This is a genomic window from Methylobacterium sp. Leaf99, from assembly GCF_001422375.1.
In the GTDB taxonomy this organism is placed as follows: Bacteria; Pseudomonadota; Alphaproteobacteria; order Rhizobiales; family Beijerinckiaceae; genus Methylobacterium.
The window spans coordinates 74,135-92,918 of record NZ_LMMU01000010.1 but is presented as its reverse complement, the minus strand read 5'-3'; the positions used below and the strand labels follow the sequence as shown (position 1 = coordinate 92,918).

The 18,784-nt window shown below is 70.1% G+C and carries 18 protein-coding genes and 2 tRNA genes; 10 read left to right on the top strand and 10 right to left on the bottom strand.

The window, feature by feature from the left end:
* Window positions 1–2 precede the first annotated feature (2 nt).
* From ASF28_RS18415 to rnd, 3 genes are all read right to left on the bottom strand, one after another.
* A complete protein-coding gene (locus tag ASF28_RS18415; RefSeq protein ID WP_056096098.1) occupies window positions 3–701 on the bottom strand; it encodes an aspartate/glutamate racemase family protein in 699 nt (232 codons plus the stop codon).
* A 76-nt stretch (window positions 702–777) separates the two neighbouring features.
* Window positions 778–1,656, bottom strand: coding sequence for a LysR family transcriptional regulator (locus tag ASF28_RS18410; RefSeq protein ID WP_056096095.1), 879 nt, complete (start codon window positions 1,654–1,656; stop codon window positions 778–780).
* A gap of 34 nt (window positions 1,657–1,690) precedes the next feature.
* On the bottom strand, window positions 1,691–2,842 hold the full coding sequence (gene rnd / locus ASF28_RS18405; protein WP_056096091.1) for a ribonuclease D: 1,152 nt from the start codon (window positions 2,840–2,842) through the stop codon (window positions 1,691–1,693).
* Between the two features lie 139 nt (window positions 2,843–2,981).
* On the opposite strand from rnd, the gene aspS reads away from it, so the two are divergent.
* The 6 genes from aspS to ASF28_RS22645 all read left to right on the top strand — a co-directional run bounded on the left by aspS (window position 2,982) and on the right by ASF28_RS22645 (window position 9,018).
* The gene (gene aspS / locus ASF28_RS18400; RefSeq protein WP_056096088.1) at window positions 2,982–4,838 is read left to right on the top strand and encodes an aspartate--tRNA ligase; all 1,857 of its coding nucleotides are present in this window, start codon (window positions 2,982–2,984) and stop codon (window positions 4,836–4,838) included.
* A 75-nt stretch (window positions 4,839–4,913) separates the two neighbouring features.
* Entirely contained in the window at window positions 4,914–5,798 is an 885-nt protein-coding gene (locus ASF28_RS18395) for a glycosyltransferase family 2 protein (protein ID WP_056096085.1), read from the top strand.
* The gene (locus tag ASF28_RS18390) at window positions 5,795–6,859 is read left to right on the top strand and encodes an acyltransferase family protein (protein WP_056096084.1); all 1,065 of its coding nucleotides are present in this window, start codon (window positions 5,795–5,797) and stop codon (window positions 6,857–6,859) included. The genes ASF28_RS18395 and ASF28_RS18390 overlap by 4 nt, the downstream gene beginning before the upstream one ends.
* The gene (locus tag ASF28_RS18385) at window positions 6,856–7,167 is read left to right on the top strand and encodes a hypothetical protein (RefSeq protein ID WP_056096081.1); all 312 of its coding nucleotides are present in this window, start codon (window positions 6,856–6,858) and stop codon (window positions 7,165–7,167) included. The genes ASF28_RS18390 and ASF28_RS18385 overlap by 4 nt, the downstream gene beginning before the upstream one ends.
* 127 nt (window positions 7,168–7,294) lie before the next feature.
* Window positions 7,295–8,326 (top strand): hypothetical protein, encoded by a 1,032-nt coding sequence (locus tag ASF28_RS22650; protein WP_157085646.1) that lies wholly within the window; start codon window positions 7,295–7,297, stop codon window positions 8,324–8,326.
* Window positions 8,323–9,018: a hypothetical protein gene (locus ASF28_RS22645; protein WP_157085645.1), complete on the top strand. Its 696-nt coding sequence runs from the start codon at window positions 8,323–8,325 to the stop codon at window positions 9,016–9,018. Before ASF28_RS22650 ends, ASF28_RS22645 begins: the two co-directional genes overlap by 4 nt.
* A gap of 6 nt (window positions 9,019–9,024) precedes the next feature.
* Here ASF28_RS22645 and ASF28_RS18375 read toward each other — a convergent pair whose 3' ends face one another.
* Together ASF28_RS18375 and ASF28_RS18370 are read right to left on the bottom strand one after the other, a co-directional pair.
* Complete coding sequence (locus tag ASF28_RS18375) at window positions 9,025–9,279, bottom strand: DUF3297 family protein (RefSeq protein ID WP_056096075.1); 255 nt, start codon at window positions 9,277–9,279, stop codon at window positions 9,025–9,027.
* 47 nt (window positions 9,280–9,326) lie between these two features.
* Window positions 9,327–9,953 (bottom strand): CatB-related O-acetyltransferase, encoded by a 627-nt coding sequence (locus ASF28_RS18370; protein ID WP_056096424.1) that lies wholly within the window; start codon window positions 9,951–9,953, stop codon window positions 9,327–9,329.
* An 84-nt stretch (window positions 9,954–10,037) separates the two neighbouring features.
* Between ASF28_RS18370 and ASF28_RS18365 the strand changes: the two genes are divergently transcribed.
* Window positions 10,038–12,371 carry an NADP-dependent malic enzyme gene (locus ASF28_RS18365; RefSeq protein ID WP_056096072.1) on the top strand — a complete coding sequence of 778 codons (2,334 nt, stop codon included), beginning with the start codon at window positions 10,038–10,040 and terminating at the stop codon, window positions 12,369–12,371.
* Window positions 12,372–12,481: 110 nt separating this feature from the next.
* Here ASF28_RS18365 and ASF28_RS18360 read toward each other — a convergent pair whose 3' ends face one another.
* The 5 genes from ASF28_RS18360 to ASF28_RS18340 form a co-directional block, all read right to left on the bottom strand.
* Window positions 12,482–13,399, bottom strand: a complete 918-nt coding sequence (locus ASF28_RS18360) for a PhnA-like protein (RefSeq protein WP_443189750.1) — start codon at window positions 13,397–13,399, stop codon at window positions 12,482–12,484.
* A gap of 303 nt (window positions 13,400–13,702) precedes the next feature.
* Window positions 13,703–13,777 (bottom strand) — tRNA-Gly (locus ASF28_RS18355).
* Window positions 13,778–13,878: 101 nt separating this feature from the next.
* Window positions 13,879–13,953 (bottom strand) — tRNA-Gly (locus ASF28_RS18350).
* 164 nt (window positions 13,954–14,117) lie between these two features.
* Window positions 14,118–14,588, bottom strand: coding sequence for an NUDIX domain-containing protein (locus ASF28_RS18345; RefSeq protein WP_056096069.1), 471 nt, complete (start codon window positions 14,586–14,588; stop codon window positions 14,118–14,120).
* Window positions 14,589–14,590: 2 nt separating this feature from the next.
* On the bottom strand, window positions 14,591–15,289 hold the full coding sequence (locus ASF28_RS18340) for a fumarylacetoacetate hydrolase family protein (RefSeq protein ID WP_056096066.1): 699 nt from the start codon (window positions 15,287–15,289) through the stop codon (window positions 14,591–14,593).
* A gap of 127 nt (window positions 15,290–15,416) precedes the next feature.
* Here ASF28_RS18340 and ASF28_RS18335 point away from each other — a divergent pair, with 127 nt between their 5' ends.
* The 3 genes from ASF28_RS18335 to ASF28_RS18325 all read left to right on the top strand — a co-directional run bounded on the left by ASF28_RS18335 (window position 15,417) and on the right by ASF28_RS18325 (window position 18,759).
* Window positions 15,417–16,862 (top strand): FAD-binding oxidoreductase, encoded by a 1,446-nt coding sequence (locus ASF28_RS18335; RefSeq protein ID WP_056096063.1) that lies wholly within the window; start codon window positions 15,417–15,419, stop codon window positions 16,860–16,862.
* 266 nt (window positions 16,863–17,128) lie between these two features.
* A complete protein-coding gene (locus tag ASF28_RS18330; RefSeq protein WP_056096059.1) occupies window positions 17,129–17,422 on the top strand; it encodes a DUF2218 domain-containing protein in 294 nt (97 codons plus the stop codon).
* A 62-nt stretch (window positions 17,423–17,484) separates the two neighbouring features.
* Entirely contained in the window at window positions 17,485–18,759 is a 1,275-nt protein-coding gene (locus ASF28_RS18325; protein WP_056096056.1) for an aminopeptidase, read from the top strand.
* The last annotated feature ends 25 nt before the right edge of the window (window positions 18,760–18,784 follow it).

Sequence of the window (18,784 nt, the reverse complement as noted above, 5' to 3'; positions counted from 1 at the left end):
GGCTACGCGGCCTGCCGCACGGGCGTATCGCAGGCCTTGATGCAGGCCTGGGCGAGCGCCTCGGTGGCATCGAGAAGGGGATCGGCAAGGTTCTCACCGGACGCGGCGAGGGCCAGGGGGATCTCCGTGCAGGCGAGTACCACCGGCCCGCAGCCGGCCGCGATCAAACCGCGCGCCTGGTCGCGCAGGATGAGGCCGGCCTCGGCCACGGCCCCGGCCTTCGCGAGGCGGATCGCCCGCATCACCGCGTCCTGATCCGCAGGGCTCACGCAGACGAAGCCGTGCCGGGCCAGGCGCTCGGGGTAGATTCCGGCTGCGAGGGTTCCGCTGGTGGCGAGCAGCCCGACGGACCCGCCGCGATATCCCCGGGCGAGCAGCGTGCCGGCCACGGCCTCGACGATGTGCAGGATCGGCAGGGCCGTCCGCGCCTGGAGCGCGGCGTGCCAGTGATGGGCGGTGTTGCACGGGATCGCGATGCGGGTGGCGCCCGCCGCTTCGAGGCGGCGCAGGCCCGCCGCCATGGCGGGCAGGGGATCGGGACCGCCCCCGAGGATGGCCCGGGTCCGGTCGGGGATGTCGGAGGCCTGGAGCACCAGGGCGCCGGGATGGTCCTGATCGCGCGTCGCCGGGGTGGCGTCCACGAGCTTGCGCATGAAGTCCACGGTGGCCATCGGCCCCATGCCCCCGAGGATTCCCAGCATCGTTCCCTCCCCATCGCCTGACGGGAAGAGGCATGACGCGGCGTGGCGCCGAGGGCCAATGCCGTATCGGAACGCCTCATGCCGTCGGCGAATAAGGTGGCGAATACGGCTCGGCCGCCGCCCACACCGCCTCGACGGCGGCGCGGGTCCGGGCGCGGTTGCGGTAGAGCCGGATCTCCAGGGGGACGTCGGCCCCCACGGCGACCAGCCGCCCCTCGGCGAGTTCGCGGGCGACGAGACTGCGCGGCACATAGGCGAGGCCGTGCCCCTCGAGCGCCATGGCCTTCAGCGCCTCGGCCATGGGGTTGGTGTGGACGATCCGCCCCGGCGGGGCATCGCCCCCGGCCTGCGCGAACAGGCTCACGCGCCCGAGGAAGGTGTCGGCGGCATAAACCAGGAGCGGCACGTCTGGCCCGGACAGGGCCGGGCTGCGGACCGCCACCAGCCCGTCCGCCCCGACGGCGCGGTGCGGATAGAGGTCCGGGTCGAGGAGGATCGGCACGCCTGGATGATGGAAGGTCAGGAGGAAGTCGCAGCCGCCCTCGGCGATGGCCTGGAGGCAATTGTGAAAATCGTCCGGCAGCAGGCGCGTCCCGATGGGGCCGGTGCGGGCTTCGACGGCCCGGACCCAGGCGGGGAAGAAGGCCAGGGCCAGGGTGTGCAGGGCGGCGACACGCACCACCGGACCGCCCGATCCGGTGCCGGCGCGGAGATCCACGCGGCTGGCGTGGAGCATCCGCACGGTCTCCTCCGCGGTCTCGCGAAAACGCCTGCCCGCCGGGGTCAGGGTGGTCGGGTAGGTGCTGCGGTCGATGAGCCCGACGCCGAGCCAGAGCTCCAGGGCCTGGATCCGACGGCTGAAGGCCGATTGCGTGACGTGGCGCGCCTCGGCCGAGCGGGAGAAGCTGCGGGTCTCGGCGAGGCTGAGGAAATCCTCCAGCCATTTCAGCTCCACCGCGCGCTCCTCGACGCAGACCGCCCGGCGACCGTCAATCCAGTTCGCGCACCACCACGCGCCCGCGCTCGGCGGACAGGGCGAGGCGGCCGGCCTTGAGGGCCAGGGCCTTCTCGCCGAACAGGGCCCGGCGCCAGCCGTGCAGCACGGGCACGTCGGCCGCGTCGTCGTCGGCGATGGCTTCGAGATCGTCCACCGTGGCGATGATCTTCGGAGCGACGCCTTCGGTCTCGCACACGGCCTTCAGGAGCACCTTGAGAAGCTCGACGAGGGCCCCGTTGCCGCCCCGGCTGCGACTGCGCTCCGGCAGGGCGATGTCGGCGAGGTCGTGGGCGAAGCCACGCTCGACGGCGGCGAGGATGTCGGTGCCCGTGCGCGAGCGCTCGAACCCGGCGGGAATCGAGCGCAGGCGCCCCAGGGCCTCGACGCTGCGCGGCGCCGACGAAGCGACGTCGATCACCGCCTCGTCCTTGAGGATGCGCCCGCGCGGCACGTTGCGGCTCTGCGCCTCGCGCTCGCGCCAGGCGGCGACCTCGATGAGCACGGCGATCTCGCGGGGCTTGCGCATCCGTCCGGCGAGACGCCGCCAGGCCTGGGACGGGTCGGCCCGGTAGGTCTCGGGCGAGGTGAGGACGCTCATTTCCTCGTCGAGCCACTCGCCCCGGTCGGTGGACAGGAGCTGGCCGGCCAGAACCTCGTAGACCTTCACCAAGTGGGTGACGTCGGACAGGGCGTAGGTCAGCTGCGCGTCGGAGAGGGGCCGGCGCGACCAGTCGGTGAAGCGCGAGGACTTGTCGATCTTGGCCTTCGCCACGTCGTTGACGAGCTGCTCGTAGGAGACCGAATCGCCGTAGCCGCACACCATGGCGGCCACCTGCGTGTCGAAGAACGGCTGCGGCAGCAGGCCGCCGAGCAGCCAGATGATCTCGAGGTCCTGCCGGGCGGAGTGGAACACCTTGACCACGCCCTCGTCGGCCATCAGCGCGAAGAACGGCGCGAGGTCGAGGTCGGGCGAGAGCGGATCGACGAGCACCCCCGACCCGTCCGGCCCCGCCATCTGGATGAGGCAGAGCTTTGGATAATAGGTGGTCTCGCGCATGAATTCCGTATCGACGGTCACGAAGGACTGCGCGGCGAAACGGGTGCAGGCGTCGGCCAGGGCCGGCGTGGTCGAGATGAGGTCCATGAAAATCGGCTATATCGGAGGTTGACACCGGAGGCGAGGGCACGATTCGAAGCCATGGTGGATCGCGGCGACGGACAGCCTCGCCTTGACTTGCCCGCCCTCGCGTGAATGGTGCCGGGCTCATTCCATAGAGCCCGCCATGCACCGTTATCGTACCCACACCTGCGGGGCGCTCCGCCCCTCGGACGTCGGCCAGACCGTTCGCCTCTCGGGCTGGTGCCACCGCATCCGCGACCATGGCGGCGTGCTGTTCATCGACCTGCGCGACCATTACGGCCGCACGCAATGCGTGGTGGACTCGGATTCCAAGGCGTTCCAGGGGGCGAACCTCGCCCGCTCCGAATGGGTGATCCGCATCGACGGGCGCGTGCGCACCCGTCCCGCCGGCACCGAGAACCCCGACCTGCCCACGGGCACCATCGAGGTCTACATCGACGACCTCGAGGTGCTCGGGCCCGCGGGCGAGCTGCCGGTGCCGGTGTTCGGCGACCAGGAGTACCCGGAGGAGACGCGGCTGAAGTACCGCTTCCTGGATCTGCGCCGCGACAAGCTTCACGCCAACATCATGAAGCGCGGCGCGATCATCGATTCGCTCCGCCGCCGCATGCGCGAGGGCGGGTTCTTCGAGTTCCAGACCCCGATCCTCACGGCGTCCTCGCCGGAGGGCGCACGCGACTACCTCGTGCCCTCCCGCGTCCATCCCGGCAAATTCTACGCGCTGCCGCAGGCGCCCCAGCAGTTCAAGCAGCTGACGATGATCGCCGGCTTCGACCGCTACTTCCAGATCGCCCCGTGTTTTCGCGACGAGGATGCCCGCGCCGACCGCTCGCCCGGCGAGTTCTACCAGCTCGACATCGAGATGAGCTTCGTCACCCAGGAGGACGTGTTCCAGTCCGTGGAGCCGGTGCTGCGCAGCGTCTTCGAGGAATTCGCCGACGGCAAGCGCGTGACGGGGGAATTCCCGCGCATTCCCTACGCCGAGTCGATGCTGAAATACGGCGTCGACAAGCCGGACCTGCGCAACCCGCTGATCATCGCCGACGTCACCGACGAATTCTCGCGCGACGACGTCGCGTTCAAGGCGTTCAAGGGCGTGATCGCGTCCGGCGGCAAGGTCCGGGCGATCCCGGCGACGGGCGCGGCGACCCAGCCGCGCTCGTTCTTCGACAAGCTCAACGATTTCGCCCGCGCCGAGGGCGCGCCCGGCCTCGGCTACGTCATCTTCGAGGACGTCGACGGCGTGCTCACCGGCAAGGGCCCCATCGCCAAGTTCATCCCCGCCGAGGTCCAGGCCCTCATCCGCGAAAAGACCGGGACGAAGGCCGGCGACGCGGTGTTCTTCTCCGCCGGCACCGAGGCCAAGGCGGCGGCGCTGGCCGGCAAGGCCCGCATCCGCATCGCGGACGAGCTGAACCTCTCCGACAAGGACCAGTTCGCCTTCTGCTGGATCACCGACTTCCCGATGTACGAGTGGAACGAGGACGACAAGAAGATCGACTTCTCCCACAACCCGTTCTCGATGCCGAATTTTGATCGGGACGAGTTCCTGGCGCTCGATCTCGATACGGCTAAGGCAGAGCAGCACCTTGGGTTGCCAGAGGGCGATGTCACAAAAAAAATCCTCGACATCAAGGCGTTCCAGTACGACATCGTCTGCAACGGCACCGAACTCTCGTCGGGCGCCATCCGCAACCATCGCCCCGAGGTGATGGAGAAGGCCTTCGGTCTCGCCGGCTACGGCCAGGACGTACTCGAAGAAAAGTTCGGCGGCATGCTCAACGCCCTGAAGCTCGGCGCCCCGCCGCACGGCGGCATCGCGCCGGGGATCGACCGCATCGTCATGCTGCTCTGCGGCGAGCAGAACCTGCGCGAGGTGGTGCTGTTCCCCATGAACCAGCGCGCCGAGGACCTGATGATGGGCGCCCCCGCTGAGGCCACGCCGAAGCAGCTGCGCGAACTCCACATCCGCCTCAACCTGCCCGAGAAGAGCGCCTAGGCGCCCCCTCCCTCCCCCGGCCCGGGGGAGGGAATCGCGTCGCGCCTCATCCACCACGGGAGACGTAGCCGAGCCGTGCCGAGCCTCGTCGCCATCGTCGTCACCCATGACAGCGCGCACGCCCTGCCCGGCTGCCTCGCGGCGCTGGCCGCCGAGCACGTGCCGGCCCTGGTCGTCGACAATGCCAGCCGGGACGCGTCCGTGGCGGTGGCCGAGGCGGCGGGCGCGCAGGTGGTGCGGAACGCCCGCAACGAAGGCTACGGCCGGGCCAACAACCGCGGCGTCGGGGCCGCCACCCATGCCGAGCGCGTCCTCGTCCTCAACCCCGATGTGATCCTGCGGCCCGGCACCGTCGACGCCCTGCTCGTCGCCGCCCGCGCCTATCCGGATGCGGGACTCCTGGCTCCCCGCCTCGTGGAGCCGGACGGGCGGTTCTTCTACCAGCCGCGCTCGCTGCTCGCCCCCTATCTCACCAACCGCAAGGGCAGACGGTCCCTGCCCGAGGGCGACGCCTGCGCGCCGTTCCTGTCGGGCGCCTGCCTGATGATCCGGCGCGACCTGTTCCTGGCGCTCGGCGGCTTCGATCCGAACCTGTTCCTGTTCTACGAGGACGACGACCTGTGCCGGCGCGTGGCCGATGCCGGCCATGCCCTCGTTCACGTCCACGGGGCGCAAGCCCTGCACGGGCGCGGACGCTCCTCGGCGCCGGAACCCGGCCGGGTGTTCCGCACCCGCTGGCATCAGGCGTGGTCACGCGCCTACGTCTCCGCCAAATACGGCCTGTCCGATCCGAGCCCGGGCATGCTCGCCGTCAACGCGCCGAAGGCCGCCTTGGCCCGCCTCGTCGGACACCGCGCCCTGTGGGAGCGCTACGGCGGCTCGGCGGCCGGGGCGCTGGCCGCCCTGCGCGGCCGCTCCGCCCTCGATCACGAGGGATTGGACCGCGAGGAGCCCGCGTGAGCGCGAACACCTTCGGGCGGGCCCTGGCCCGGCCGCACAATGGCTTCTCCGCCCTGCGCCTCGCCCTCGCCACCGCCGTGGTCGTCTCCCACGCCTTCAGCGTCACCAGCGGGCAGCCCCTCGACGAGCCCCTGGCCCGGGCGACGGGATTTTCCCTGGGCGCGCACGCGGTAAACGGGTTCTTCGCCGTCTCGGGTTTCCTCGTCGCCATGAGCCTGGAGCGGCGCGGGGCCCGCGACTACGTCCTGGCCCGGACCCTCCGCATCCTGCCGGGCGTGATCGCCGCGACCCTCATCGTCACCCTGATCCTCGGCCCCGCCCTCACCCGCCTGCCCGTGGCCGCATACCTGAGCGAGCCCGGCCCGTGGCGTTTCATCCGCGACACCCTGACGACGTTCAAGAGCAACGCGAGCCTGCCGGGGGTGTTTCCGGACAATCCCTACCGCTCGCCGCTGGGCACGGTCTGGACCCTGAAATACGAGGTGCTGTGCTATCTCGGGCTGCTCGTCGCCGGACTCCTCGGCCTCCTGCGGCGCGGACCGGCGCTGGCCCTCGTGGCGGCCCTCGCCATGGGGCTGGCGGCGGCGGAATTCCTCCATCCCGACCTGTCCGAGGGCGCGGAGACGCGCTTTCGCCTGCCCCTGCTGTTCGCGTCGGGCTCCGCCCTCTACCTCTGGCGCGACCGCCTCCGGCATCGGGCCTGGCCCCTCGTCGCCTTGGCGCTGGCCGCCGCCCTTCTCCAGGGCACGCCCCCCTACCGGGCGACCCTGTTCCTCGCCGAGGCCTACGGGGCGATCTGGCTGGCCCTGAGCCCGGCCCTGGCCCATCCGGCCTTGGAGCCGCGCGCCGACCTCTCCTACGGGATCTACCTCTACGGCTGGCCGATCCAGCAGAGCCTGCACGCCCTGATGCCGGCGGCCGCGCCCTGGCTGCTGCTGCCCCCTGCCCTGGCGCTCACCGGGCTCGTGGCGGCCGCGTCATGGGTCGCCGTCGAGAAGCCCGCCCTGCGGCTCAAGGCGCGGGCCCTGAGGGCGCGCGGGCCCCAGGCGGCGGTGTCGTGAGCCTCCTCACCCCCCAGGCGGCCCTGGACCGGGCCGTGGCCGGAGTGATCGCCCACGGCTTTGCCATCGTGGCCCGCAACACCCGGGGCGACAGCCTCTACCTCAAGCCAGAGGGCTGCGCCTTCGCGCTCCGGATCTCCAACCACGCCCGCACGCCGAAGCAGCGCAAAAACCACCCCGACGCCATCACCAGCCTGGTGATCCGCACCCCGCAGACGGAGCGCGGCGTCGACGCCCTCGTGGCGCAGGCCCTGCTGAACTTTGCGGGCGCGCGGCGGAGCCGCGAGGCAAGTCCGCCGGTCGATTGAGCGGGCGTCAGGTGCCTACACGTCTCGACAACGACAAGACAATGAGCCCAAGATAGGTTTTTATTGATATTGCCCTAATACCCTGATACACAACCGATGGTTGGATTCGCTTGCGGAGCCCCCGTCGATGTCGCTCTCCCCCGATCACCGCACCAAACTCCTCCGCCTGCGCTCCGCCGTCGCGGGCCTGTCCGTCACCCTCGGTTTCGTGCGCCTGCAACGGGCGCTGTCCCGCAAGTACGATCCCGACCAACCCCGCGAGCCGGCGGGAAGCTCCGGCGGCGGACGCTGGGTCTCGAACGGCGGCGGCCAAGGCACATCCGGGCAAAGCACATCGGGTGCGGAGGAGACCGTGACCGAGGACGGATCGCGCGTCCTGTCCCTGCGCATCCGCAGCCAGCCCCATCGGGACTGGGACGAGCAGCACACCGTCATCGCTCCGGACGGTACGCAGACCGTCTTCGAAATGGCGGGCCGGACCCAGACCATCCGCGACGGCGAAACCGGGGCGATCCTCGGTCGCAGCACCCTGATCGACGGCCGGGCGGAGCCGGACGCCTTCCCGCAGGATGCTCGGTCTCCGCTACCGGGGCAGTCACGGTTCATTGCGACGGCCAATGCAGGGTTGGCCCTTTTGGGAGCCTTCGCTCAACGGATCGTCGGCGGTCCGGCGATTTTCGTTGGGCCCGCGAGCGAGTACCAGCGTGGCACTGCGCAGCCGCCTCAGGCGATCTGGGTTGGACAAGTAGACCAAGCTGATTTGGAATCCGCTTGTCCTCGGTATGGCGAAGTGCAGTCCCTGCTGGACAGGACCATGGCGGAGGTCACACAATCCGGACTATACCTCAATCCGACATCCATCGGAAAACGTGTTCATCATTTGATGGCTCAGGAAATTAAATCTCAAAATAACCCAAACTTTATCGCGGAAATATCCTATGATAAAACCACAGGAATCATGACCAATCCGGGAAAAAAGAATAGCGTGAGACTTGATATCCTCGAGAACATTCAAAACACAACAGTCTGCATATATGACCCAAAGACCGGAGAAAAAGGGTTCAAACCACAAACTGCGGTCGATTATGCAACAGCTGTGCAGCTGCATTTCCCAGGTGCGACGCGCTTTATCGTGATCGAAATGAGGCCGACCCGATGACCACCGCACGCCAAATCAAGACAATCTTCCGGCCGCTGGCTGACCGGAACGCCGATTTCGCCTACCCCGGCAAGCGCGACCTATGGCTCACCCCCATTCGCCATCTGGCGTTCCGTGTCTTCGCCTGTCAAACCCTGGAGCCGGATGCATTTCGACTTGGGTGGGCGATCCTCCCGACCTTTATTGCACTGCCGGATTTTTCCGGAATCATCGGACATTGTGCGGGATACATCAATCCGCCCCCTCGAATAGGGTCTGTGTATTGGCATTGGTCCGCCCCCTCGACGGTGGAGGCAGCGATCTCCGTGATCGAGACCGAAGCCCTACCGCACCTACGGTCGTTCGAGAGTCTGGAACACTGGGCGGCCTATTACCGCGAAACCTTCCCGATCGCCCTGACCGGCTTCCCGCATGAGCGGCTGATTCTCGACATCGCCCTGGGCAACCTGCCGGCCGCGCGCGCGCAGCTCGCCGAACTCCTCCCGCATTTCCGGGAGAACAAGAGTCCGGATCAGCCGATCTACCAATACATGCGCAGCCTGATCCTGCCCGTCGCCGAACCGCTCCTGGCCGACGACCGGCCGGCCCTGGCAGCGATCCTCCACGGCTGGGAATCCGAAAACATCCGCGGCGCGAAACTCGAGCGCTACTGGGAGCCGACGCCGTTCCCCCTGGAACGGGCGCCCGTCTGAACGTCCTCAGCCCTCGGCCGGAACGTCGTCGCGAAAATACGGCTCGACGGGGCCCTTCAGCTTCACCGTCATCGGGTTGCCGGCCCGGTCGAGGGTTTTTCCGGCCGAGAGGCGGACCCAGCCCTCGCTGACGCAATATTCCTCGACGTTGGTCTTCTCGACGCCCTTGAAGCGGATGCCGATGCCGCGCTCGAGGGTCTTCTCGTCGTAGAACGGGCTGTTGGGGTTCACGGCGAGGCGGTCGGGGGGCGTGTCGGACATCGTCGGCGGCCTTGGCGATCGGTTTCGAGCCCAAGCGGGTAAGGGATTCAGGCGCCGCCCGCAACGTTCAGCGTCCCGTCGAGGGTTCTGACCGCCGCGATCAGCTCGTCCGTGCGCCCGCTCTGGAGCAGCGGCACGAGGCCCGCCACCGCCGCGTGCGGCAGGTCCCACCACGCGGTCTCGACGAGGGCCGCGACGGTCTCGGGGTCGAAGCGGTGGCGCACCACCCGGGCGGGGTTGCCGGCGACCACGGCGTAGGGCGGCACGTCCCGGCTCACCACGGCGTGGGCCGCCACCACGGCACCGTGCCCGATGGTGACGCCCGACAGGACGAGGCAGCCCGAGCCGAGCCAGACGTCCGACCCGATCACGACGTCGCCGCGCGAGGCATGGTACTCCGCCGACGCGTCGAGGCCCGGCCACAGGCCCGCCATGGCGGCGAACGGGTAGGTCGAGACCCAGTCGAGGCGGTGCCCCCCGCCGAGCAGGATCTCGACCTTGTCGGCGATGGAACAAAACCGGCCGATCGTCAGCCGCCGCCCGGATTCGGGAAACCGCACCTTCGGGCGCCCGTAGGAGTACGCGCCGATGGAGAATCCGTGCCGTTTCGCCAATCGGGCGAGGTGAATCCGGGTCTCGTTGTGCGGGTTGCGCCCACTCCGCAGGCGGTGCAACAGGGTCTTCAATCGACGCACCCCGGACCCGACCGGAACGGTGCTCCAAGGCGCGCGCGGCGCGATATCCAGGGAGTGAGGCCCATGGGCGACAACATGTCCGACGATCTCAAGTCCGGGGCGCTCGTCTACCACCGCCTGCCGCGTCCCGGAAAGCTCGAGATTCAGGCCACCAAGCCGCTCGGCAACCAGCGCGACCTCGCCCTCGCCTATTCCCCCGGCGTCGCCGCCGCCTGCGAGGCCATCGCGGCCGATCCGCAGGAGGCCGCCACCCTCACCATCCGCCAGAACCTCGTCGCCGTCCTCACCAACGGCACGGCGGTGCTGGGCCTCGGCAATATCGGCCCCCTGGCGTCGAAGCCCGTGATGGAGGGCAAGGCGGTCCTGTTCAAGAAGTTCGCCGGCATCGATGTGTTCGACATCGAGGTCGACCAGAACGACGTCGACAAGCTCGTCGACGTGGTCTGCGCCCTGGAGCCGACCTTCGGCGGCATCAACCTCGAGGACATCAAGGCCCCCGAGTGCTTCGAGGTCGAGGAGCGCTGCCGGGCCCGGATGAACATCCCGGTCTTCCACGACGACCAGCACGGCACCGCCATCATCGTGGCGGCCGCCGTCCTCAACGCGCTGGAACTCGCCGGCAAGCAGCTCGGCGACGTTCGCATCGTCACCTCGGGCGCCGGCGCCGCGGCGCTGGCCTGTCTCAACCTCCTCGTCTCCCTCGGGGCAAAGGTCGAGAACATCACCGTCACCGACATCAAGGGCGTGGTCTACAAGGGCCGCCCCGAACTGATGGACCGGTGGAAGGACATCTACGCGAAGGAGACCGAGGCTCGGACCCTCGCCGAGGTCATTCCGGGCGCGGACGTGTTCATCGGCCTGTCGGCGGGCGGCGTCCTCAAGCCCGAATACCTCGAGACGATGGCGGCCAATCCGCTGATCATGGCGCTCGCCAACCCCTACCCCGAGATCATGCCCGATCTGGCGCAGGAGAAGCGCCCCGACGCGATGATCTGCACCGGGCGTTCGGACTTCCCCAACCAGGTCAACAACGTCCTGTGCTTCCCCTACATCTTCCGGGGCGCGCTCGATGTCGGTGCCACCTCGATCAACGAGGAGATGAAGCAGGCCGCCGTGAAGGCCATCGCGGCGCTGGCCCGCGAGACGCCGTCCGACGTGGTCGCCCGCGCCTATGGCGGCGAGGCCCGGCCGTTCGGCCCGCGCTCCCTGATCCCGAGCCCGTTCGACCCGCGCCTGATCCTGCGCATCGCCCCGGCGGTCGCCCAGGCCGCCATGGATTCTGGCGTCGCCGGCCGGCCCCTGGAGAACCTCCAGGTTTACGCCGACAGCCTCGACCGCTTCGTCCACCGCTCGGGCTTCATCATGAAGCCGATCTTCACCAAGGCCAAGGAGAACCCCAAGCGGGTCATCTACTCCGAGGGCGAGGACGAGCGCGTCCTGCGCGCCGCCCAGGCCCTGACGGAGGACGGGGTGGCGCGGCCCATCCTCGTCGGACGCCCGCGGGTCATCGAGACCCGGATCAAGCGCTTCGGCCTGACCCTGCGCCAGGGCGAGCATTTCGACCTCATCGATCCCGAGGACGATCCGCGCTACCGCGACTACGTCGCCACCTACCTCGAGGTCGCCGGCCGGCGGGGCATCACCCCGGACGCCGCCCGCACCCTGGTGCGGACCAACACCACGGTGATCGGCGCCATCGCCGTGCGCCGGGGCGAGGCGGACGCCCTGATCTGCGGCCTGGAGGGCCGGTTCGAGACGCGCCTGCGGGTGATCCGCGACGTGATCGGCCTGGCGCCGGGCATCCTCGATTTCGCCGCCATGAGCCTCATCGTCACGAAGAAGGGCGCCTACTTCCTCGCCGACACCCACGTGCGGCCCGATCCGACGGCGGAAGAGATCGCCGACGTCGCGGTGGCCTGCGCCGAGCACGTCCGCCGCTTCGGCCTCACCCCGAAGATCGCGCTCCTCAGCCATTCGGATTTCGGACAGTCGGATTCGCGCTCGTCCCTCAAGATGCGCTCGGCCCTCGGCCTCATCCGGGCGCGCGCGCCGGAACTGCAGGTCGATGGCGAGATGCAGGCGGACACCGCGCTGTCGGACCTCATCCGCGACCGGGTGATGCCGAACTCGTATCTCAAGGGCGCGGCCAACGTGCTGATCCTGCCGAACCTGGATGCGGCCAACATCGCCTTCCAGTTCGCCAAGGTCCTCGCCGACGCCCTGCCGGTGGGGCCGCTCCTCATCGGTCCGGCCAAGCCCGCCCACATCCTGTCGCCCTCGGTGACGGCGCGGGGCATCGTCAACATCACCGCCGCCGCCGTGGTCGAGGCCCAAGCCGGCGATGTGACGGCGATCACGGCCCTGGCCGAGCCGGGTGCGGCCCCGACGGCCGGATAACCGGATCGTTCAAGACTTGGACCGACCGCGAAAAAGGCCCCCGGAGCGATCCGGGGGCCTTCTTTCATTCGGGACGATCCCGCCGGCCGTGGACCGGCGGGACGGTCCGGTCAGTCGCGGCGGGTGCCGTAGGCCAGGGCCGGATCGACGGTGCCGAAGCGGCCGCCGAGGAACGCGGCGAGGGCGCCGAGGACCAGGGCGAGGGCGCCATAGAGCGCGCCCTGCGCCGCGGCGCTGCGGGTCGCCTCGGCGGCGGCGAGGGCCTTCTGCTTCGCCTCGGCCGCGGCCTGCTCGTACTGCTTGCGGTAATCCTGGACCTGGGCCTTGGCCTCGTCGGGCGAGATCCCCTGCGCCTTGGCGAGGGCGTCCGTGGCGCGGGCCTCGGCCTGGGCCTGCTGGACGGCGTCACCCGAGAGGTAGGCGCGCACGGCCTGGGCGGCGGTGTCGCGCAGGGCGGCCGGGTCCTGACCGCCGGAGGTCTGGCGGACCTTGTTCTCGATGCCGTCGAGGGGGTTGGTCAGCTTGGTGAGCGAGGGCGCGGCCGTCTGGGCCGCCGTCTGGGCGGCCCCGCCGAGGGCCGAACCGGCACCGCCGATGACGCTGGAGATGCCGCCGAACGCACCGCCGATGAGACCGCCGGCCGCCGAGGTGAGCAGGTAGACGATGACGAGGGTGGTCACGGCCCAGGACACGAGGCCGTGATAGCCGCTGGTGCCGGCCGACGGCTTGCCCGAGAGGCGTCCGGCGAGGAAGCCGCCGATGAGCGAGGCGACGATGCCCGAGACGACCCACCACAGGCCCGCGCCCGTGGACAGGCTGGCGGCGGTGGGGGTGTCGTTGCCGGTGGGGTTCAGGGTCGAGAGACCGATGCCGAGGCCGACCATGTTGAGGATCATCTGCGCCACCAGGGCGATGACGGCGCCGGCGAAGATGGCCCCCCAGGAGACCTGGTTCAGCAGAAGCGTGCTGCGCGGCTCGATGGTGGCGGCCGTCGATGCGACGGGCGTGCGTGTGGGTGTGACGGCCAAGGGGAACTCCTGGGGATCGGGGATCGGGACGACGCGCGCCGGTCGCGGGGACGCGGCGCGGTGACCGAGGGATGAAGGCGATGAACCAGATGGCGCACGATCGGGCACACCCTGCCCGCTTGCACGCCAACTCACGACATCGCCGGTCCCAACGTGCGGTTCCGCGAAATGTTCGCGGCCTTTCGCCGTTCTTGTCCGAGCTCGGCTTTCCGGGCGGCGGGCCGGCCCCTCGCGGCCGGCTCGGCCCAAAACGTAAAAACGGCCCCGAGGGACCGTCATGAACGCTGGAGAAAGCTGGAAATTTGGAGCGGGCGAAGGGATTCGAACCCTCGACCCCAACCTTGGCAAGGTTGTGCTCTACCCCTGAGCTACACCCGCTCACACCGCGATGCCGGCATGGCGCCAGCGATCGGGATTCGTCGTAGTCACGACGTCGAACGGCCTGGGCGGGCCATGACATCGTGTCGTCTCGGATGAATTGGAGCGGGCGAAGGGATTCGAACCCTCGACCCCAACCTTGGCAAGGTTGTGCTCTACCCCTGAGCTACACCCGCTCACAACCGCGCCGCTGGTGGAAAGACCCGCCGGCGGCCCCGGACGGCGTCTCTAAACACCATTCCGCGGGGCGTTGCAAGGGCCGAGCGGCCGATTCCCGTAGCCGGCGCCTCGGACAAGAATCCCGATGCGGAATCCCGGCCCGGTATCCCTGCCGTCGGTCCTACCATTGCGCGGACGGCGGCGCGCCCTCGCGGATCTCGCGCAGGCGCGCCCGGGTGGCCCGCGTCGTCGCCTCCGGCAGGGCGTCGAGGGGAAAGAACCCGCATTCGGCGATCTCCCGGTCGGGCCCCTTGGGGACCGGCACGGTAAAGGCGGGCGCCACGTAGAGGGCGACGTGGTCACGGCCGGCCGCCGCCGCATTGTGGTAGAACCCGTGCAGGCGCAGGGCCACGGCAGGATCGACGACGATCCCGGCCTCCTCGTGGAACTCGCGGATCATCGCCGAAACGGCGCTCTCCCCCGTCTCGATGCCGCCGCCGGGCAGGTGCCAGCCGGCGACGTAGGTGTGGCGCACGAGGCAGACCCGGCCCCGCCCGTCGATGGCCGCGCCGCGCACGCCCAGGGTCATGCCGCGCGTGGCCAGGGCCCCGAGGTGGAACAGCCGCCGCAGGAGCGGTCGGTCCAGGAGCATCCTCAGACGACCCGCAGGTCGATGGCGCCGAGGCCGTCGACGGCCGCGCGCATCGTCTGGCCGCGCGTCACCGCGCCGACGCCGGACGGCGTGCCGGTGAAGATGAGATCGCCGGGATGCAGGGTGAAGTAGGCCGACAGGTAGGCGATCTGCTCGGGCAGCGACCACAGCATCTCCGAGAGATCGCCTCGCTGGCGCTCGGTGCCGTCGAGGCTGAGGGTGATGGCGCCCCGGTCCGGGTGGCCGATGGCCGAAGCGGGGTGGAGCGGACCGATGGGGGCGGAGGCGTCGGCCGCCTTGGCGAGATCCCACGGCCGGGCGAGGCGCTTGGCCTCGTCCTGGACGTCGCGCCGGGTCATGTCGAGGCCGACCGCGTAGCCGTAGACGTGGTCGAGGGCGGAACTGACCGCGATGTCGGCGCCGCCGACGGACAGGGCCGCCACCATCTCCACCTCGAAATGATAGTTTTCCGTGCGCGGCGGATAGGGATGATCGACGGCCTCCACGCCGGGCACGACCTGGAGGGCGTCGGCGGGCTTCATGAAGAAGAATGGCGGCTCGCGCTCGGGGTCCTTGCCCATCTCGCGGGCATGGGCCGCGTAGTTGCGCCCGACGCAGTAGACGCGCCGGACGGGAAACAGGTCCGCGCTGCCGACGATGGGCAGGGCGATGCGCGGCGGGTTGGGGATCACGGACAGCATCGTTGAAGTCTCCCGGGTCTCGGATGCGGCGGCCGGCCCTGCACAGCGGCCGCGCGCTCCCTATCATAGGGGGAGCGCCCGGCCGCGCCATCCCGGCGGCGGTGGGCGGCCTGTCCGGGATGTTCGCGTGCCCCCCTCCCCCGCCCTCCTCGCCGCGCTGACCGACCGCCTCGGAGCGGCCCACGTGCTGACGGCGCCCGAGGATCTGGAGCCCTATCTCGTCGAGACCCGCGGGCTCCACCGCGGCCGGGCCCTCGCCGTGGCGCGTCCGGCCGACACGGCCGAGGCCGCCTTCGTCGTGGCGCAATGCGCCGCCGCGCGGGTGCCGGTGGTGGCGCAGGGCGGCAACACCGGCCTCGTCGGCGGCGGCGTGCCCCAGGGCGGGATCGTCCTGTCGCTCGCCCGCCTCGCCCGGGTGCGCGCCGTCGATCCGACCAACGCGACCATCACCGTCGAGGCCGGCGTCACCCTGGCGGACGTCCAGGCGGCGGCGGACGGGGCCGGAATGCTGTTTCCCCTGTCGCTCGCCTCGGAGGGCTCGTGCCGCATCGGCGGGAACCTCGCGACCAATGCCGGCGGCACGGCGGTACTGGCCTACGGCAATGCCCGCGACCTCGTCCTCGGCCTCGAAGTGGTGCTGGCCGACGGCCGGGTCTGGAACGGGCTGAAAGGCCTGCGCAAGGACAATGCCGGCTACGACCTCAAGCAGCTCTTCGTCGGCTCGGAAGGCACCCTCGGCATCATCACCGCCGCCGTCCTGAAGCTGTTTCCCAGGCCCCTGAGCCGGGGCGTCGGCTTCGTCGGCCTCGCCGACCCGGCCGCCGCCCTCGCCCTGTTCGCCCGGCTCCGCGCCCGGGCCGGACGCGATCTCACCGCCTTCGAGGTGATCCCGCCCTTCGGCCTGGAGATCGTCCTGCGCCACACGCCGGGCGCGACGCCGCCGCTCGCGGGCCGGCACGGCACCTACGCCCTCGTCGAGTTCTCCTCGACGCGGCCCGACGCCCCGGCCACCGAGGCCCTGGAGGTGGCCCTCGCCGAAGCCATGGAAGCCGGCCTCGTGGAGGACGCGACGCTGGGCGCCAGCGAGGCCCGGAACCAGGCCCTGTGGACGCTTCGCGAAAACCTGTCGGAGGTGCAGCGGCGCGAGGGCGGCTCGATCAAGCACGACGTCTCGGTGCCGCTCTCGGCCCTCCCGGAGTTCCTCGCAACGGCGACGCGGGCCTGCGAAGCGGCGATGCCGGGCCTGCGCGTCTGCGCCTTCGGCCATTTCGGGGACGGCAACATCCACTTCAACCTGAGCCAGCCCGTGGGCATGGACCGGGCGGCGTTCCTCGGCCAGTGGAGCCGCTTCAACCGCATCGTCCACGACGTGGTGGAAAGTCTCGGCGGGTCCATCGCCGCCGAGCACGGCGTCGGGCTGATCAAGCGCGACGAACTCGCCCACTACGCCGACCCCGTCGCCCTCGACCTCATGCGTCGGGTCAAGGCGGCCCTCGATCCGCACGGGACCCTGAACCCCGGCAAGGTCGTCGCCCCCGAAGGCGGCGGGCCGCCCGCCCTGCCCCCGGCCTGAAGCCGCGGGCGATCTTTTGCCGGAACCGGAAAGGCTCTCGTGGGATTGTTATTGTGCGTCGCACCAATTCCCGTCAGACTGTTTTTCGCGGCGCGCCATGAATTGGACGCCAATGGCGCCAAGGATGTGAAGACACGGCGGTTTCGCAGACGTTGCGGTGCGGCAGGTTACCCGGCCTTAACCGCTCCGGCGTTCAATCGTCCAACGTATTCGACCGCGCCGCGACACGACCCCGCCCCGCGAGGGGCACCGAAGGAGACCCGACGATGCCGACCTCTCAGGCGAGAGTCCCCACCGCCGAGGCGAGCCGCTACCTGAAGCAGCTCTGCCGGCACTGGAGCCACAAGTTCCCCGTCGAGGCCACCGACGCCGCCGGCCGCGTGCCGTTCGGCGAGGACCGGGTCTGCACCTTCGAGGCCGAGGCCGATGCCCTGCTGATGCGGGTGGCGACCCCCGATCCGGCAGCCTTGACGCGCCTCGAGAACGTGGTCTCCGATCACCTCCTGCGCTTCGCCTTCCGCGAGAACCTCGGCGAGATCACCTGGTCGCGCGCCGCTTGACCTGACGTCTCGGGACCTGATCTTGGGCTGACGTTCAGGATCGGATCGAGGGAGGCCAAGGGATGGATACGCACGGTCAGGCCGGTGGGGCGGGCGCGGCTCAGACGACGCATGCGGTGCGCCTGGAGCGCCTCGCGGAAGTGGCCGTCAAGGTCGGCCTCGGCTTGCGGCCGGGCCAGGAGCTCGTGATCACGGCGCCCCTGGAGACCGTCCCCCTCGTGCGGGCGATCACCGAGCAGGCCTACAGGGCCGGCGCGTCCCTCGTCACCACGTTCTACTCCGACGATGCCGCCACCCTGGCGCGCTTCGCCCACGCCCCGGAAGAGGCCTTCGACACGGCCGCAGGCTGGCTCTATTCCGGCATGGCGGAGGCCTACCGCAACGGCGCCGCGCGCCTGGCGGTGGCCGGCGACGACCCGTCGCTCCTGGCCGCCCAGGACACGGCGCGGGTGTCGCGGGCCAACCGCGCCCGGTCGCAGGCCTACGTGCCGGCCCTGGAACTCATCGCCAATTTCTCCACCAACTGGACCATCGTCTCGGCCGCCACCACGCCGTGGGCCCGCACGGTGTTCCCGGATCTCCCCGAGGACGCGGCCGTCGCCCGCCTGTGGGACGCGATCTTCGCGGCCTCGCGGGTGGACGGGCCGGACCCCATCGCCGCATGGGAGACGCACAACGCCGCGCTCCACGCCCGCATGGGCGCCCTCAACGCCCACCGCTTCGCGGCCCTGCGCTTCACCGGGCCGGGCACCGACCTCACCGTGGGCCTCGCCGACGACCACGAATGGTGTGGCGGCGCCTCGGTCTCGCGCAGCGGCATCACCTGCAACGCCAACATCCCCACCGAGGAGGTGTTCACCACGCCCCACAAGGACCGGGTCGACGGGGTCGTGACGAGCACCAAGCCCCTGTCCTATCAGGGCACCCTCATCGACGGCATCCGGGTGCGGTTCGAAGGCGGACGCATCGTCGAGGCCGAGGCCCGCACGGGCGGTGCGGTGCTCGCCAAGGTGCTGGAGACCGATGCGGGCGCGCGCCAGCTCGGCGAGGTTGCCCTGGTGCCGGCCTCCTCGGCGATCTCGGCCTCGGGGCTCCTGTTCTACAACACCCTCTACGACGAGAACGCGGCGAGCCACATCGCGCTCGGCCAAGCCTACAGCAAGTGCTTCCTCGACGGCGGCGCGGCGTTCAGCGAGGCCGACCTCGTGGCGCGGGGCGCCAACCGCAGCCTGATCCACATCGACTGGATGATCGGCTCGGCCGAGATCGACGTCGACGGCCTCACGGCGGAGGGACGGGCGATCCCGGTGATGCGCGCGGGCGAGTGGATCGACTGAGCGCCGCTCCGGGATTCCGAAGGGC

Excerpts from the sequence above, each read along its gene's own strand:
- ASF28_RS18330 (WP_056096059.1), top strand. The coding sequence starts at position 17,129 with ATGCCGACCTCTCAGGCGAGAGTCCCCACCGCCGAGGCGAGCCGCTAC.
- ASF28_RS18365 (WP_056096072.1), top strand. The coding sequence starts at position 10,038 with ATGGGCGACAACATGTCCGACGATCTCAAGTCCGGGGCGCTCGTCTAC.
- ASF28_RS22650 (WP_157085646.1), top strand. The coding sequence starts at position 7,295 with ATGTCGCTCTCCCCCGATCACCGCACCAAACTCCTCCGCCTGCGCTCC.
- ASF28_RS18415 (WP_056096098.1), bottom strand. The coding sequence starts at position 701 with ATGCTGGGAATCCTCGGGGGCATGGGGCCGATGGCCACCGTGGACTTC.
- ASF28_RS18325 (WP_056096056.1), top strand. The coding sequence starts at position 17,485 with ATGGATACGCACGGTCAGGCCGGTGGGGCGGGCGCGGCTCAGACGACG.
- ASF28_RS22645 (WP_157085645.1), top strand. The coding sequence starts at position 8,323 with ATGACCACCGCACGCCAAATCAAGACAATCTTCCGGCCGCTGGCTGAC.
- ASF28_RS18345 (WP_056096069.1), bottom strand. The coding sequence starts at position 14,588 with ATGCTCCTGGACCGACCGCTCCTGCGGCGGCTGTTCCACCTCGGGGCC.
- ASF28_RS18375 (WP_056096075.1), bottom strand. The coding sequence starts at position 9,279 with ATGTCCGACACGCCCCCCGACCGCCTCGCCGTGAACCCCAACAGCCCG.
- rnd (WP_056096091.1), bottom strand. The coding sequence starts at position 2,842 with ATGGACCTCATCTCGACCACGCCGGCCCTGGCCGACGCCTGCACCCGT.
- aspS (WP_056096088.1), top strand. The coding sequence starts at position 2,982 with ATGCACCGTTATCGTACCCACACCTGCGGGGCGCTCCGCCCCTCGGAC.
- ASF28_RS18340 (WP_056096066.1), bottom strand. The coding sequence starts at position 15,289 with ATGCTGTCCGTGATCCCCAACCCGCCGCGCATCGCCCTGCCCATCGTC.